Origin of the sequence: Sorangium sp. So ce145, from assembly GCF_051525985.1 — a bacterium.
GTDB lineage: Bacteria > Myxococcota_A > Polyangia > Polyangiales > Polyangiaceae > Sorangium > Sorangium cellulosum_B.
Genome location: NZ_CP150315.1, coordinates 9,141,414 through 9,157,017 on the forward strand (window position 1 = coordinate 9,141,414; position 15,604 = coordinate 9,157,017).

Annotated in this window: 13 protein-coding genes; 2 read left to right on the plus strand and 11 right to left on the minus strand. The window is 72.6% G+C overall.

The window, feature by feature from the left end:
• Positions 1-132: 132 nt before the first annotated feature.
• The 3 genes from WMF34_RS33905 to WMF34_RS33915 form a co-directional block, all read right to left on the minus strand.
• Positions 133-363 (minus strand): alpha/beta fold hydrolase, encoded by a 231-nt coding sequence (locus tag WMF34_RS33905; RefSeq protein WP_437990403.1) that lies wholly within the window; start codon positions 361-363, stop codon positions 133-135.
• A 1-nt stretch (position 364) separates the two neighbouring features.
• On the minus strand, positions 365-973 hold the full coding sequence (locus tag WMF34_RS33910; RefSeq protein ID WP_437990404.1) for an alpha/beta fold hydrolase: 609 nt from the start codon (positions 971-973) through the stop codon (positions 365-367).
• Positions 974-1,244: 271 nt separating this feature from the next.
• A complete protein-coding gene (locus tag WMF34_RS33915; RefSeq protein ID WP_437990405.1) occupies positions 1,245-2,747 on the minus strand; it encodes a hypothetical protein in 1,503 nt (500 codons plus the stop codon).
• Positions 2,748-2,912: 165 nt separating this feature from the next.
• Here WMF34_RS33915 and WMF34_RS33920 point away from each other — a divergent pair, with 165 nt between their 5' ends.
• The gene (locus tag WMF34_RS33920; protein WP_157907098.1) at positions 2,913-3,098 is read left to right on the plus strand and encodes a hypothetical protein; all 186 of its coding nucleotides are present in this window, start codon (positions 2,913-2,915) and stop codon (positions 3,096-3,098) included.
• A 6-nt stretch (positions 3,099-3,104) separates the two neighbouring features.
• Here WMF34_RS33920 and WMF34_RS33925 read toward each other — a convergent pair whose 3' ends face one another.
• From WMF34_RS33925 to WMF34_RS33940, 4 genes are all read right to left on the minus strand, one after another.
• Entirely contained in the window at positions 3,105-5,093 is a 1,989-nt protein-coding gene (locus WMF34_RS33925; protein WP_437990406.1) for a DUF7151 family protein, read from the minus strand.
• A 264-nt stretch (positions 5,094-5,357) separates the two neighbouring features.
• Positions 5,358-8,192: a serine/threonine-protein kinase gene (locus tag WMF34_RS33930; protein WP_437990407.1), complete on the minus strand. Its 2,835-nt coding sequence runs from the start codon at positions 8,190-8,192 to the stop codon at positions 5,358-5,360.
• Positions 8,193-8,300: 108 nt separating this feature from the next.
• Complete coding sequence (locus tag WMF34_RS33935) at positions 8,301-9,299, minus strand: DUF6268 family outer membrane beta-barrel protein (RefSeq protein ID WP_437990408.1); 999 nt, start codon at positions 9,297-9,299, stop codon at positions 8,301-8,303.
• On the minus strand, positions 9,296-10,648 hold the full coding sequence (locus WMF34_RS33940) for an alpha/beta hydrolase family protein (RefSeq protein WP_437990409.1): 1,353 nt from the start codon (positions 10,646-10,648) through the stop codon (positions 9,296-9,298). Before WMF34_RS33940 ends, WMF34_RS33935 begins: the two co-directional genes overlap by 4 nt.
• 100 nt (positions 10,649-10,748) lie before the next feature.
• On the opposite strand from WMF34_RS33940, the gene WMF34_RS33945 reads away from it, so the two are divergent.
• Positions 10,749-11,411 (plus strand): TetR/AcrR family transcriptional regulator, encoded by a 663-nt coding sequence (locus WMF34_RS33945; RefSeq protein ID WP_012239279.1) that lies wholly within the window; start codon positions 10,749-10,751, stop codon positions 11,409-11,411.
• A 62-nt stretch (positions 11,412-11,473) separates the two neighbouring features.
• Here WMF34_RS33945 and WMF34_RS33950 read toward each other — a convergent pair whose 3' ends face one another.
• From WMF34_RS33950 to WMF34_RS33965, 4 genes are read right to left on the minus strand one after another with little or no spacing between them, the layout of a single operon-like run.
• Positions 11,474-11,923 carry a hypothetical protein gene (locus tag WMF34_RS33950; protein WP_437990410.1) on the minus strand — a complete coding sequence of 150 codons (450 nt, stop codon included), beginning with the start codon at positions 11,921-11,923 and terminating at the stop codon, positions 11,474-11,476.
• A gap of 5 nt (positions 11,924-11,928) precedes the next feature.
• Positions 11,929-12,753: a hypothetical protein gene (locus WMF34_RS33955; protein ID WP_437990411.1), complete on the minus strand. Its 825-nt coding sequence runs from the start codon at positions 12,751-12,753 to the stop codon at positions 11,929-11,931.
• Complete coding sequence (locus WMF34_RS33960) at positions 12,744-14,795, minus strand: hypothetical protein (protein ID WP_437990412.1); 2,052 nt, start codon at positions 14,793-14,795, stop codon at positions 12,744-12,746. The genes WMF34_RS33955 and WMF34_RS33960 overlap by 10 nt, the downstream gene beginning before the upstream one ends.
• Positions 14,796-14,808: 13 nt before the next feature.
• Entirely contained in the window at positions 14,809-15,462 is a 654-nt protein-coding gene (locus WMF34_RS33965) for a peptidoglycan-binding protein (RefSeq protein ID WP_012239282.1), read from the minus strand.
• Positions 15,463-15,604: the final 142 nt, after the last annotated feature.

Sequence of the window (15,604 nt, forward strand, 5' to 3'; positions counted from 1 at the left end):
ACCAGAGCGCCCGTGACGGCTTCCCCCCCCGCCGTCGAATGGGCGCTCTTTTTTTGTGCCCTTGCAGGGGGCGCAGCCGGCTCCGCCCCGTGCGGGCAGGACCGGCGCGCTCGGCTCCGGGGCGTCCGTCGCTCAGGGCGCGCCGAGGAACTCCCGGATCGTTGCCAGCGCCTCGTCGCGCGCGTCGTCGAGCACCGCGTGCCCGGCGCGGGGGAAGCTGCGCGCCTGGACGAGCTCCCGGGGCAAGGCGGCGACGAGATCGCGCGCATCCGCGGTCGTCGCGAACGGGTCGAGATCGCCGGACAGCACGAGGGTGGGGCACCGGACGCGCGCGAGGTCCGCGCGCAGGTCGTAGGTCTGCATCTCACCCGCCACGAAATGGCCGCCCACGTCGAGGTGGAGGACCGCGCGGCGGAGCGCGTCTTCCTCCGGCGGCGACTGGCGGTAGAGCGGGAGGCAGACACGGATGTAGTCGTGGAAATTGGGCATGGGATCCGCGAAGAACCGGCGCGACGTCGGCCGCCTGCGCGCCCCCGAGCCGCTCGAAGACGTGCAGCATGCGATCGAGGCGGAGCTTCGCGGTCGTGCTCGTCAGGATCAGCTTCCCGGGGTGATCGGGGTATCGCGCCGCGTACGCCTGCGCCACCACGCCTCCGAACGAGTTTCCGAGCACGACGGGCCGCTCGATCCCGAGCGCGTCGCAGAACGCCCGCACGTCGTCCGCCCACGTCTCCAGGTTCCACCGCTCGGGCCCGCTGCGATCGCTGCGCCCGCAGCCGCGGTGATCCAGATAGACGACCTGCGCCACCTCGGCGAGCGCCGAGCCGAACGGCACGAACTCGGTATGATCGCTTCCCGGCCCGCCGTGCAACAGGATCACGGTAGGTCGCTCCCGCATCGCGGGCCCCTCGGGGACGAGCTTCGCCCCTTCCACATCGAAGAACAGCCGGACATCGCCTGTCTGCACTCTCATCGTGATCGAGTGAAATCACGGACCGCGGCGCGACGCCAGACCTCGCGCCGACGGCAGAACGCGCCATGTGTGGCAGATCGCCGCGCGACGCTCCGGCGGCGGCGGCCGGCGTCCGCCGCTGCTGCCGCGCTCGCCACGTCGCTGCGTCACCTGGCGAGCGCCGGGAGGCACCGGCTTGCTCTCGCCGCCGCCTTCCCTGAAGCGGCGCACCACCTCGCGGAGTTGCTCCCGGCCCTGCCGCAGGGCGCCGCGCGGGCGCCCTACCGGCGCTTCAGGGGCAAGGGCCTTCGTACGGGTAGCCATGCGCCCACCCGCACCAGTCCGCCTTCGACGACGACGTCGCATAAGGATAGTAGGCGGTGCAGTAGTTTGGGTCGCTGTGGTAGACGTACTGCGCGGGCGTGCCGCTCGTGGTGATGTTATAGCCGGGGTAGGCGTTATGCCCGCACAGCTCGGCCTCGCCCAGCGAGTTGGCGAGGTACACCGGGGTCGCGACCAGGCAGCCGACGACTTGTGCGCCGCCCACCATGTAGACTTCTTCGACGTTCACAGCAAAGTGCTGCGCCCCCGACCCGGCCGTCTGCCCCGAGCACGTCTTCGGAGCGCACGCGCCGCAGTCTTTCGAGCAGCTGTCGCACGTCTCGTTGTTGTCACAGACGCCGTTGCCGCAGCACGAGCCGCAGTCGGTCGAGCACGTGCTGCAACTCTCGCCGAGGCCAGGCTCGCAGGCGTGGTTGCCGCAGCACGAGCCGCAGTCGGTCGCGCAGTTGCCACACCACTCGTTGCCGTTGCAGATCCCGTCGCCGCACTTGCAGTCGGACGGACAGCTCGACGGCGTCTCGCCGTTGTTGCACGCGCCGTCGCCGCAGCCGGCCACCATGCACTCGCCGAACCACTTGCGGCACTTGCCGTACGTGTACCCGGTGCCGTTGTCGAAGCAGACGTCCGGGATGCCGCTCATGAACATGTCGTCGTCCGTGACCTTGGTCTTCTGCGCGCCGCCGTCCTCGAACAGACGGCACTCGATCGGGCGCCCGTCGGGCAGCGTTGCGGCGCCGAACCACTTGCGGCAGGTGCCGGTCGGGGTGCCGTCGGGTATGCACGCCTTGAGGTTCGACGTCAGGTACACCGCACCCGACGGGCTCGTCATGTCGGCCCTGCCCTCGTTGAAGACCGAGAAGAGCACCGGCGTGTGGCTCGGGTCGGTGGTGCGGCAGTTGCCGAACCACTTGCGGCAGGTGCCGCCCGGGGTGCCGTCGGGCATGCACACCTTGCCGTCACGCTTGAAGTAGAGCGCCTGCGTCGGCCCGGCCATCTCGGTGGCGCCGTCGTTGAACACGAAGCACTCGACCCCCTGCCCAACCGGCAGCGTCGCGCACTGGCCCGGCACGCCCGACGCGCCGCACGCCTGGCCCGCCGGGCACGAGCCGCCGGTGCAGATGCCGCCGCAGCCGTCGGGCGCCCCGCACGTCTTGCCCGAGCACTGGGGCGTGCACCCACACTGGTAGGCCACGCCGCCGCCGCCGCAGGTCGTGCCCGCCGGGCAGGAGCCGGCGCTGCACTTCCAGCCGCAGCCGTCGGACGCCCCGCACACCTTGCCCGCACAGCTGGGCGTGCACTCGGGGGGAGGCGGCGGTTCGCAATCCTCGCATTTGGCTGCTGCGCTATACGGCTCGAGGAATTCGGGCGGATCGGAGTCGGGCGAAGCGCTGCACGCGACGACGATCGCGGCGCCGCCGAGGGCGAGGGCGAGATATTTGCCGAAGGTCTGCATAAACAAACGCGTCCTTTCATGCCGGCCCGGTCGGGGCCGGCGAGGCGGCTGCGCGCGCACCCCCAAGGGCCCGCCGCGCGGCAGCGCGTTGGACGCATATCAACCGTCGTGCCAGCGGGATGAGCCAGGCTTTTCCGCCAAACGCGGGATTAGGTTGAGGTGGTCTTGCGCAAGTTGCGCCAGGTTCGCTCGAACCGGACCCGTCTTTACGGAAGGCGGCTCGCCGCGATGCGAGGGCAGGTCGCGAGCGCCCCGGAGCTGCACCCGGACCTCTCCGCCGCGCTCCTGCACGAGATGCGCGAGATGCGGCGGGAAGCCCGCGCGCTGGGCGCCGCGCGCGACCGGCCGTGACCGCCGTCACTCACACGTGCCGGCGTCGTCGTTGCCGCCGAGGTAGACCTGCTCCGCCTGCCCCGTGAGCTGGGCGGCGAGCGCCTCGGCCTCGCACTGCGGCAGCGCCGGGTTCATGGAGATGTTCAGCGCGCCCGGGATCCTGGTGAGCGAGGGAAGGGAGAGGTCCGTGAGGCGGTCGTTCGACGAGATGCCCAGTCCATCGACGCGGCGGAGCGCGGGCATGTCGACGACCCCGAGCCGGTCGTTGCCGCCGCTCCCGACGCGCCCGATCTCGATGAGCTTGGCCCGCTCCAGCCGCGCGAGCCCGACGCGCGTCATCGCGTGATTGCCGTGGATCTCCAGGAAGCCACCGAGGACCGAGAGCGCTGCGAGGCCAGAGAGATCCTCCAGCGCGAGGTTATCCTCGACGGTCATGAGGCGAGAGACGCTCTCCAGCTGCGCCAGGCCGCCCAGCCCGGCAAGCCGCGGGTTCCCCGACAGCGAGAGCCACTCGGTCTGGCGCAGCGCAGGCAGCGAGAAGTCGGTCAGCGACGGGTTGTACCAGATGCCGACCTGCTCCTCGACGGTGGCCAGCGCAGGTAGCGAGAACGAGGTGAGCCTCCCCTGATCGCGGATGATGACGCGCGGCGCGCTGGCGAGCCGCGGCAGCTCGAGGGCCGTGAGCTGAGCGCAGCGCGCGAGGACGAGGGTACCTCCCACGCCCCGCAGCTCCGGGAGCGACAGCCGCGCGGCGCCCTGCGCGTCCACCACGTCCAGATCGCCGGCGACCGTCAGGAGCCTCGGGAGCGCGATCTCGGCCGCCGCGATCCCCCATACGATCAGGTCGCCGCGCACCGCCTCCAGGACGGGGAACTCCAGCGCCTGGACCGCGAGGCTGTCCCGGAGCTCGAACCGGCCGGCTTCGATCAGCGCGGGGAACGCGACCCGCTCGAGCGCCGCGCCTCGGAGGTGGATGCCGCCGCCGCTGCGCCGGAGCGAGGGCATCGCGAGCTCCGCGAGCTCATCCGCCTGGATCGCTATCGCGTCGAGGCGGGGCTCCAGCCTGGCTCCGACCTCGGCGAGCTCCGGCAGCTCCGCCGCCGTGAGCTGGTCCACCCACGAGAGTCCCAGGGCGCCGCCCACGCGCGCCAGCGACGGCAGCGAGAGCGATCGGAGCGCTGGCGCGAAGATCACGGAGAGGTCGCCGCCGACCTGCGCCAGCGCCGGCAGCTCCAGCCGCTCCAGCGCGTACGCGTGCTCCACCTCGAACGAGCCGCCGACATAGACGAGGTCGGGGAGGGACACGACCGTCGCGAGCTCCGGAAGGAGGGTCAGCGTGCCCGTGATCACGCGGATGCCCTCGAGGGCCCGGAGGTCGTCGAGGTCGGTCACGGCGTAGTCGCCCACCAGCGACGCGCCGCACACGTGATCGGTGTGGTCGATCTCCTCGTCGTCGAGCGTGCCGTCGGCGTTGTCGTCCAGGCCGGCATGCACGGCCGCACCGCCGGCGATGCAGTTCGATCCCGCCTGCTCCTCGTCGATCCGGACGAGCCGCTCCGGCGTCTGCTCGGGCTCCTCGGGCGGGGCGCCAGCGCACACGTACGTGGTGCCGGAGACCTCCTGCGCGTCCAGCGCCCCGTCGCCGTCGAGGTCGAGCCCGGAGCGCACCGCCGTCCCGCCATGAGGGCAGTGCTCGCCCCGCGGCTCCTCTGCCCGCGTCGTGAGGAGCTCCGGCAGGTCTCCCTCTCCCGGCTCGGCGCAGACGTACTCCGTGGCGTCGATCTCGCCCGGATCGAGGACGCCGTCTCCGTCGTCGTCTTCCCCCTTGTGGATGGCGCGGCCCCCTTCAGGGCAGTTTGCGCCCGGGGGCTCGTCGTCGATCCGCACCGCGGGCGCCGGCGATCCGCCATCGTCGGCGGGCGGTGCGGCGGGGGGCTCGGAGCCGCACCCGCCGCTGGCGAGGGCGAGGGTCAGCAGCAAAGGGGCGAACGCGCTGGGGCGATTCTGGTGCATGGTGGGTGCGTTTCCTGTCCGTGGAGCGCAGGCGCTTTGCGAGCGCTGTACCAGGGCTGCGCCAGGGCCCCTGGCCGCCCGACCCACGCTGGCGGCGGCCGGGGCGCCCGGCGCCGCAGGTGGGCGGGTTGAGCAACACTGGCGCAACTCGCGCTGGAGCCGCTCGACGTCGGCCGGAACGAGCCGGGCGAGAGCCGTCGATAGACGACGGGGAGCACGCGCAACCAATACACGCGAGGCCTCGGAAGCGGCCTCCCCGAGCGCTCACGACCGCGACGAGGGCGCGGCCCGCTCGTCCGCCTCGCCCAGCGCGCGGGACGCCCCTTCCCGGATCCCGCGGAGCACCGCCTCGACGTCCCGCTCCGCGCCGAGGGCGAGCCCCCGGTCCGCGAGCGCCCGCGCGGCGGCCGGGTCGCTCCCGGCGAGCGCCTGCTCCGCCGCGTGCAGGTAGAACTCCACCGCGAGCCGCGGCTCGCCGCCCCGCTCGAAGTGCTCGGCGAGCACCTTGGCGTCGTGCTCTCCCGCCTGCAGCAGCCACTCGGCGGCGAGCCGGTGCCCGAGCGCGCGATCGTGGTCCGGCAGCATCGCGTAGCAGCCGTCGCGGATGAGCGCGTGCCGGAACGCGTACTCCTCCTCGTCCGAGAAGCGGCTCTGCTCGCGGCGCTCGAGCAGCTCGCGCTGGAGCATCCACGGCAGCCAGTCCACCGCGAGCGTCGACCCCCCGGCATCGCCGAGCAGGGCGAGCGCCCCGGTCTTCCAGAACGCCTCGCCGAAGATGCTCGCCGCCCGCAGCAGCCGCCGCGCCTCCGCGGGGATGGCCTCGAGCCGCGCCTCGACCATGCCCAGGATCGTCTCCGGCAGCCTGTCCGCGCGCCCCTCCGCGACCGCCCGGATGAGCTCCTCCAGGTAGAAGGCGTTGCCGCTCGCGCGCTCGACGAGGCGCGCGACCTCGGAGGGCGGGAGCCCGTCGCCGAGCATCTGCCGCACGAGCTCCTCGGCCGCGCGGCGCGGCAGCGCGCCGAGCGTGATCTCGTGGACCTCGCTGCCCTCCCAGAGGACAGGGAAGACCTTCCGCACCTCGACCCGCGCCAGGTAGAGCACCGCGAAGGGCCGGTCGCGGAGCTCCCGGAGGACCCGCCCGATGAGCTTCAGCGACGCCGCGTCGCCCCACTGGATGTCCTCGAGCACGAGCAGGTAGGGCCCCGCCGCGCACGCCGCCTCCATGAAGTCGAGGTAGGCGAGCGGGATCTGATCGGCCATCAGGGCCGGGCTCTGCCGCGCCTCGAGGAACCTCGGATCGGCCTCGCCCGGGAACGGCGTGCCGACGATCTCGCCGAGGAACGCGGCGATCCGCGTCCTCTCGCCAGGCGTCAGCGCATGGGCGCGGGCGACCAGCGAGAGGAGCCGCTCCCGCTGCGCCGGGGCGGGCTCGCCGCCGGTGATGCCGGCCGCGCCCCGGAGCGCGGAGCCGAGGAGCGAGAACGGCGAGCCCGCGCTCAGCGAGTCGCCGCGGCCGACCGCGACGGTGAGCTCGGGGTGCCGCTCCCGCAGGATCTCGATGAGCTCGTACCGCAGGCGGGATTTGCCGATCCCGGGCGGCCCGGTGATCAGGATGGCGCGGGGCTCGGGCCCGCCGAAGCTGTCTTCGAGGAGCTCGCGCAGGTTCCGGAGCTCCCTGTCGCGGCCGACGTAGGGGCTCGGCTTCCCGAGGAGCGTCCGCGCCGACCGCCCGACCTCGCGCTCCTGCAGCAGGAAGAACGTGCCGGGCCGCGCCGGCTCGATCTCGAACCGCGCGTCGAGCAGCGCCCGCGTCACGTCGTCGATCCACACGGGCGCGGGCCTCCGCTCCGGGCGCGCGTCGCGCTCCGCGAGGGCGAGGAGCGCGGCCGCGCGGTCCATGACCGGGCCGACCGGGAGGCTGCCGGTGTGCTCGGCGCGGCCGGTCGTGAGCACGACGGAGGCCTCCGGCACGAGCTCGACGAGCGTGAGGGCGCACCGCGCCGCGCGCGCCGCCTGCAGGGCGGCGTCGCCCACGCCGGCGATCGAGAGCACGATCGTCCCGTCGGCGAGCGCGTCCACGCGGGCCCCGAACGGCTGCGCGCTCGTGTAGAGCTTCCTCGTGAGGTCGCTCGGCTCCGCGGCGACGAGCGTGCTGGCCGCGCTGTCGCAGGCCGAGAAGCGCGGCTCCCGCGCGGCCACCAGCGAGAGCAGCCGGAGCTCGCACGCCGTGATCGCCTCGTACAGGACGGGGGGCGCGGCCAGGCCGCTCGTCGGATCGCGCTCGAGGGCGTCGAGCGCCTCGACGACGGCCGAGCCGTCGCGCGGCCGCTGCTCCGGGTCCTTCGCGAGCATGCGGGCGACGAACTCGTCGAGCTCCTGCGGCAGCTCGGGCCGGAGGTTCCGCACGCGCGGCGGATCTTCCATGAGGAGCTTCGCGAGGAGGGCCATCACGTGCTGGCCCTGGAACGCGGGCCTGCCCGTGAGGCACTCGAAGAGCACGGCGCCGAGCGAGAAGATGTCGGCCCGCGCGTCGAGGCGATCGCGCTCGCCGGTGGCCTGCTCCGGGGCCATGTAGCCCGGGGTCCCCATCACCGAGCCGGTCTGCGTGAGCGCGCCGATGGTGCGCTTCATCCGGGCGATGCCGAAATCGAGCACCTTGAGGCCGGTGACCTCGCCGCCGACGAGCAGCAGGTTGCCCGGCTTGACGTCGCGGTGGACGATGCCCCGCGCGTGCGCCGCCCCGAGCGCCTCGGCGGCCGCGCGGAGCAGGGCGAGGCTCTCCTCGAGGTCGAGCTTCTGCCGGGCGAGGCGCTGCGCCAGGCTCTCCCCTTCGAGCCATTCCATGGCGAGGTAGGGCACCCCGTCGGGGGTGATGCCGTGAGCCACGTGCCGGACGATCCGCGGGTGATCGAGCTCGGCGAGGATCCGCGCCTCGTGCTCGAAGCGGTGCGCGGCGCTCCGGTCGGGCTGGCCGAGGAGCTTGAGCGCGACCTGCGCCCCCGTGGCCCGGTCGACGGCGCGGTAGACCGTCCCCATCCCACCGGAGGCCGCGACGCGCTCGAGCTGGAAGCGGCTGTCGATGACCTCTCCCGGGCGCATAAGGCGGAGGATGCACCGGCGTCGAGCCGTCTTCAACGGTCCGGCGGGCACCCGCCCGTCGGTGTGCGGCTATACGCTCGCGGGGCGCGCCAGGCAGTGAGTCGCGCTTCAGCTCTTCGGGATGCGCCATGTCACGCCGGCGCGGAAGAAGAGCACATTCGGGATGCTCTGCCCGCCTCCGGGGATACCATCGTCCTCATCGTTCATCGGCTCGTAGCGACGGAACAGGCTGTGTCCCGCCTGGGCGGTCACCCACACCGACGAGAAGGCGCGCACGCCGAGGGTCACGCCCGCGGTCGCGACCGAGTAGGCGACATGATCGAGGCACTGCTCGGGCCGCGCCGCCCGCTCGTCCTGCTCGGTCGCCGGGTCGTCGGCCGGCTGGGCCGCGCACGGCCACGCCCCGGCGACGCGCGGGTCGCGCACGGCGTAGGCGTTCCCCGCCACGTCCGCGCGCAGGCCGACCTCGACGCGATCCGAGAACAGGAGCTTCGCCGACGCGAAGCCCGGCAGGAAGGCCTCGACGCGGAAATGGGGGCTCGGCGTCCACTCGACGTACGCGGCCGGCAGCGGGAGGAACGAGCCGAAGCTGTACGACGCGAGCGCGCCGCCGCCGAGGACGAGCTTCTCCGAGAGCGTGTGGGTCACGAGCCCGAGCGCGCTGACGCGGACGAGCCCGCCGTCGAAGGCCTCGAAGTCGCCCGCGAGCCCCGGCGCGACGCGCAGCGAGAGCGACCAGTCGTGGGGCAGCAGCTGGACGAACAGCACCGGGACGTCGACGGCATGGAAGGCCCGGAGCTCGTCGAAGCCGGGCGGGGCGCCGGCGTACGAGATCGCCTCGACGTGGTACGTCGCCCCCGGGATCAGGAACGTCCTCTCCCCGAGGGGGATCGGCACGTTGGCGTTGACCTCGTACGACGAGATCTGCGCCCGCACGGGGCGCGGGTCCTCGATCGCCGCGCCCGGCATGTACTGCGCGCTCAGGTCCACGAGATCGGGGAGCTGGGCCCACGCCGCGCGCGGCGCGAGGACCGCGACGACCGCGAGCAGCGGCGCCAGGGCGAGGAGCCGCGGGGGGCGCGCGGCGGCGCGATCGGCGGGCCTCATCGCGCCACCCGCTCGTCGAGCCAGTCGAACAGCCGCGCCTGGGCGAGGAGCTGGTTGCCGCCCTGGCAGTGGACCTGCGACGCCGTGCCCGCGTCGAATACCATCATGTGCTTCGGGCACGTGAGCGCGCCGTAGAGGCGCTCCGACTCGCCTGGAGACGCGTCCTCGGCGCTGCCCTCCATGATCAGTGTCTCGCAGCGGATGCCCGCGACGCCGTCGGCATTGTCGTACTTGCGGAGCTCGTCGATCACCTCGTGCGGCGTCGAGACGCCGTGCTTCCATGTCACGTCGTCGAAGTACCAGCGCGCGTCGGGCAGCACAACCGAGGCGGCGTCGATGGCGCGGTCGAAGGCCGCGGGGCCGCGCGCGTGCAGCTCGAGCAGGCCGGGCATCGACGCGAAGTGGCGCAGCATCGCGTCCCGCCAGCTGACGACGCCCGGGTTGGCGACGAGGGCGCGCAGGCGGCGCTCGCGCGAGGCCGCCCGCGGCGCGAGGTAGCCGCCGAACGAGAGCCCCATCAGGACGAGCTTGCCGGCGTCGAGCCGCTCGTCGCGCTCGGCGAAGTCGAGCACGCGCCCCACGGGGACCTCCCAGTCGGGCCGGAAGGGGTGCCCGTGGAGGCGAAGCGAGGCGCCCTGGCCCGGGCCGTGGAACGAGAGGACGTGGTAGCCCCGCTCGAGCGCGCCGTCGATGACCCACATGGTGTCCTCGGGCCACGCGTGGAGGCCCTGCTGCAGCACGATCGTGGGCGCGCGCGCCACCCCGGGCGCGTAATGGACGCGGCCGTGGAGCACGCCGCTCTCGTAGGGGATATCGACCTGCCGGGAGTCGTAGCCCCGCATGCGGAGCGCCCGGTCATGCAGGTCGAGCCCCGCGATCGTCGCCTCGACGAGGCGCGGGTCGGAGCGATCCGCGTAGCGCATCAGCCCGGCGCGGTAGTAGGCGCCCGCGCGCAGGAAGTGCGACGCGGCGCTGCGCGCGTGGCCGCGGGCCTCCGCCTCCTCGCCGTAGCCCTGCACCCGCTTCGCGGTGGCCAGCCACTGCTCGAACCACGAGCGCTCGTCGCCCGGGCGGATGCGGGTCGCTGTGTCCAGCACCTCGCCGACGTCGGTCAGCCCCATCGACGCGAGGCCGAGCCAGAACACGATCTGCGCATCCATCACCGGCTGGCCGATGAACTTGAACCGGTACCAGACGGGCGCCGCCTGGCCCTGCCCGAGCGTGTCGTCGCCGTGGAACCGGGCGGACGCGACCTCCTGATCGACCCCGCGGCGGCCCGACGCGAACCCGAGCGCCGCCGCGCCCCCCGCGACCGCCGTGTGGGTGAGAAATCTCCGCCGATCGAGCATCGGTGCACCTCCAGCGCCTGATGAAACAATTGATTGAAACAAGTGTTTCAAGCATTGACGCCTGCCAGGCGCATCGTCAAGGTGTGTTTCAAACAATCGTATGAACGACCGTGACCCCCTCGCCCCTGCGGACGATCTCGATCCACGGCAGCGGCTCGTGGTCGCGGCGATCGATCAGATCGAGAAGCACGGCATCGGGCAGCTGACGGTGCGGAAGCTCGCGGCGGCGGCCGGCGTCAACATCGCCGCGGTGAACTACTATTTCCGGTCGAAGGAGGCGCTCGTCGCGGCGGCGCTCGAGGGGTCGATCCAGAACATGCTGTCGGACAGCGAGGATTTCCTCGCCCGGATGCCGGGTGATCCCCTGGAGGCGCTGAGCGGGCTGCTCGGCTACTACCTCGAGGGCGGGATGCGGTACCCGAACGTGGGCAGGGCGCTCCTGCACGACGCGTTTCACGCGGACGACTACAGCGGCCCTTTCCCGAAGCTCTTCGCGCCGGTGATGGAGCGCCTGCGCGATCTCGTCCGGGCGGCGGTGCCCGGGCTCGAGGAGCGGGCGGCGGCGCGCCGGGTGGTGGCGGCGCTCTCGGCGGTCTTCTTCCCGACGTTCTTCGCGGGGCTTTACGAGGGGCTGAATGCGCTCGGCTCGCCGGCCGACCGCCTCGCCTACGCGCGAGAGCTGGCGCGGCAGACGCTGGCGCCCCCCGCGGTCCCGGAGCCGGCGGCGCCCGCGCCCCGCGGCAGGCCGCAGAAGCGCGGGTGACCCGCGGGAGAGCGCGGGAACCCGCCAGAGCGGCGGCTAGTCTCTGCCGCGCCCTTGCTCCTTCACTCGCACTGGGGCGGCGACGGCGCAAAGCACTCCCCCGCCGCGTTGCAGTACGTCCTGCCACACTTGAGCTTCGGCTTCGCATCGGGCAGCGGGCCGCGCGCGCCCGGCGAGGGCTTCCTGATCCCCGCGGCGCTCATGGACGGCGCAGCGCTCGCGGGCTGCGCGGGCGGCGCAGCGCTCGCGGGCTGCGCGGGCGGCGCAGCGCTCGCGGACTGCGCGGGAGCGGGTGCAGTGCCCGGCGGCGCGGCGGTCCCGGGCGCGGTCGCCACCTCGGGCGCCTCCGTGACGGCCCCGGGCGCCGTCGCTGCAACCCCGGGCGCCGCCGCGGCGCTGGACGCATCCGGCGCCGCGCGGTCGGGCAACGGCGCCTGGGAGCGACCGCAACCGGAGCTCGAGGACGCCGCGAGCCCCAGGGCCACGGCAACGACGCACGCTCGTGGGCTCATCTTCATCACCGATGGCTCCGTGCCCACGCGATCTCGCTCTGCCCGGCCGCGATCGCGTCCATCCACGCCGCGAGCCCCGGATACGCCGCCTTCACCTGCTGCGCGTACCCGGCAAACGCCCCGGGATCTCGCGCGGCCTGAAGCTCCGCGGCGAGCCCGCACGCCTCGGGCGCGAACACGCCGCCGAGCACGCGGAGCCGCGCCGGGTCGATGGCGGCGAGCTCCTCCGGGCCGTGGATCAGGTACTTCATGAGCCTCGGATACCGCAGCGGATCGCCCGGATCGGCGGGCGGCGCGAGCCGGGTCGGATCGGACGGCGGCCGGCGGAGCCACCGCCCGAACGAGCCGGCCGCCTCGACCTCGGGCCGGAGCTCGTCGAGCGACGCGCGCTCCGCGCCCGTGGGCTCCCGGAAGCGCAGCCGTCCGCGGCCGCTCGCGGCGACGTGCGGCGGGGCTCCGTAGAGCAGCACGCCGTCGACCTCCCCCGCCGCCAGGTCGTCCGGCAGGAGCTCGGCGATCTCCACGAGGAGCCTGCGGACCTCGCCGGCCCGCAGGCGGAAGCTCGGCGCCGAGAGATCGGCGTCCACCACGGCCGTGGGCGCCTCCTCGAAGAACGGCTCCGCTTCGCCCGGCCGCCACAGCCTGATGCCTATCGCGCCCCGCAGCGCCGCGGGCGACGGCAGCGGCAGCCGCATGAGCGACGCGCCCGGGGGCACGCTGCCGATCGTGATGCCCACGAACATCGGAAAGCCGAGCACATACTGCGGCTCGACATCGATGCCCACGAGGGCCGGGCCCGGAGGTGTGATGTCCGGAGCGCTCACTTCCACGCGAGCCCCTTGTTGTCCTCGAGGTGGACCCGCCTCACCTCCTTGAGGTGCCTGCCGCAGACGTCGCTGCCGGTCTTCCCCGACGTCCCCCGGATGAGGTTGCGCTTGTCGTCCAGCATCCAGTTGGGCCTGTAGTTCATGCAGCACGTCTTGTCCCGCGGCGCGCGGAAGTCGAAGTACCCGCACTTGTGCGGCATACCGAACGCGTGGACGAGCTCATGAACGATGGTCCCGACGATGCGGCCGCGGTACGTCGGCTTTGGCAGGCCGGTGCCCGCGTCGCGGTAGGCGCTGTGGTGCGTGAACATGATGGTCCGGCCAGCAAAGTACTCCTTGCCCTTGGCCGTCACCGTGGGGCTGATGCCGGCGGTGTAGAAGGCGCCCGGGTTGAACACCTTGGCCTTCACGTTTGCGGCCATCCCGTAGCCGCCCGGGGTCACGGCGCCGCCCTTCTTCCGGAACCTGGGCGAGTAGTTGAACCGCACCTTGTACGCATGCGCGAGCGACCCGTCGCCCGCCGTGAAGTCCGGCTGGGCGTCGTGCTCCACGATCCAGCAGCGCGTGATCGGGCCGGCCGCCGTCGTCTCGGTCTGAACGCTGAACAGGTTGAAGCCGACCGTCTCCGAGCCGGAGGTCAGCTCGGCGAAATCCACGTCGGGGAACGTCCCTGGGATCTCGAAGAACTCGAAGAGGTTGGCGCCCGCGCCGCCGCTCTTCAGCTCGACGTCCCCCTCGAAGACCTTGTCGCCCTTCTTGCTCGGCAGGGGGTGCGGCTCCATCGCGGAGATGACGCAGAACCAGCCAGGGTTCGACCTGTTCGAGAACACCTTGTTCACGTAGGCCACGCACTCGGTCTCGAGGTCGTCGTCCTTGGGCGCCATGTGCGGCTGGTCCGGCACCTCCTTCTCCGGCTCGCAATCGAGCTGGACGCAGCACGGCTCGAACGGCACGGGCACCTCGTCCATGGGCAGGGCGAACGCGCTCTTCATGCGGACGGACTCGACCCGGATCCGGTGCCACATCGTCATGATGCCGGTCTCGGCGCCGAACCCCTCCACGTGCGTTGCAGCGTCGATGTCCGCCCGGAGGATGAAGTTGTCCCCGGCCGTGTCCGGGCAGTGGAAGACGACCTTGCTCTCGTCGCCGACGATCGTCGTCTTCGCCTCGGTCGCGGCCGCGGACGCAAGCGCGAAGCCGGCGACCGCCTCCCAGGGCGGGCTCTTCGCTGGCTTGCCCTCGTTATCGGCCGCGCGCGAGCCCTTGTGATCCCCGGCGGCGTCATAGTCCTTCTTGTCGACGTACGCCCCCCACGCGGCGTGAAAGCCGGGATCGTCGTTGGTCGGGTCGTCCGGCTCGACGACCGTCCACCGGATCTTCGCGTCCGCGGGGAGCTTCCCCCGCTGGATCGTCACCTTGGCGGTGAGCTGGATGAGTTGCTTGTCCTTGGCCCAGCTCCCGGCGAGGTCGCTGTTGAGGTACACCCGGCCGAGGTGGTCCTGGCTCGTGTACCCGGGCCTCGCCTCGGCGCGCTTCACCCCCGGCGCCCCCGGCGAGACAGGCGCGTGAAGGCCCAGGATCTCCGTGATGGAGACGAGCACGGTGTTCGGCACGCGCAGCGTCGCGCGCGTCTTCTCCCCTTCGGCGACGCGGGGCACGAGCGCCGCGCCCGGCGCGGCGGGCACCTCGCGCGTGAGCACGTCGCAGCGCAGGAGCGGGCCTCCGCCGAGCTCGTGGACCCGGGTCGGGTAGGGGCTGCTCAGGCTGCCCGTCACGGCGCCGAGGCGCTTCGGGCCGGCGTCGCCCTGATCGTCCCAGATCTCGACGGCGACCGGGATCACCCCGTTCGCGGCGACCTCGAGCTTCCACGGGATCGCCTCCGCCGTCAGATCGACCTCCCTGGCGCCAGCCGGGATCGGCTTGCTGCGCCCGAAGCGCCGCCCGGCGATGAACCCCAGCGCATACGGCTTCTTCGCGCCGGCGAGCAGCCCGTCGACGCCGAGGACCTTCTGGAGGGTGATCGTGACCGCGGCCGTCTGTGCCATTCGTTCGTCCTCGTCACGCGCCGTCGTGGCGTTTCAGGAGCTTCGCCCGCGTCGCGTCGTCGAGGACCCCGGTCGGCGTCAGCCCCGACGCCGACTGGTACCACGCCACCGCATTGGCCAGCTCGGGCCCGTCCTTGCCGTCCACCTCGCGGGAGAAATAGCCGAGGTTCTTGAGGCGCCCCTGGACGCCGCTCGGGACCTCGATGGGATCGAGGTGCCCGAGCTTCAGCGCCCAGGTGACCCCGCCTGCGCGCGCCGTCTCGTTGCCCGGCGTGTCCGGCCAGGCCGCGAGTTCGGCGTCCGCCAGGTCGGCGGGGATGGGGTGCTCGATGGGGCTCTTGCCGTCCGTCGTGCCGGCGACGACGACGTCGCGGTACGTCAGCTCGTACGCGAACGGCTCCTCGACCTCGAGGAGGAGGCGGAGCATCGTCTTCGGGACCTTGACCGTGAAGACGTGCTTCCCGCCCGTCGCGACCTCGACCTCCTTTGGCGCCGCGTCCGGGATGATGAGGACGTCGCCCGGATAGATGAGGTTCGGGTTGGGGCGCTTCTTCTTGAACTCGGCGTTGTCAGGATGGTTATAGATGACGCGCCAGTCGGAGAAGCCGTACTTCGGGGCGATGCTCGAGAGGCACTCTCCCTGTCGGACAACATGCTGGTGGGGCATCGTTCATCCCATGATCCCATCCCATGCTCCCGGAGCGAGCATCCGCGAGCAGGCGATGCGTCGAGCACCGTAACGCGCCCGAGCGGCGCCCTCAAGCGCCGCGAACGGGCCGGCGCGAACGACCGTGAGGAGCGGGGGCGAC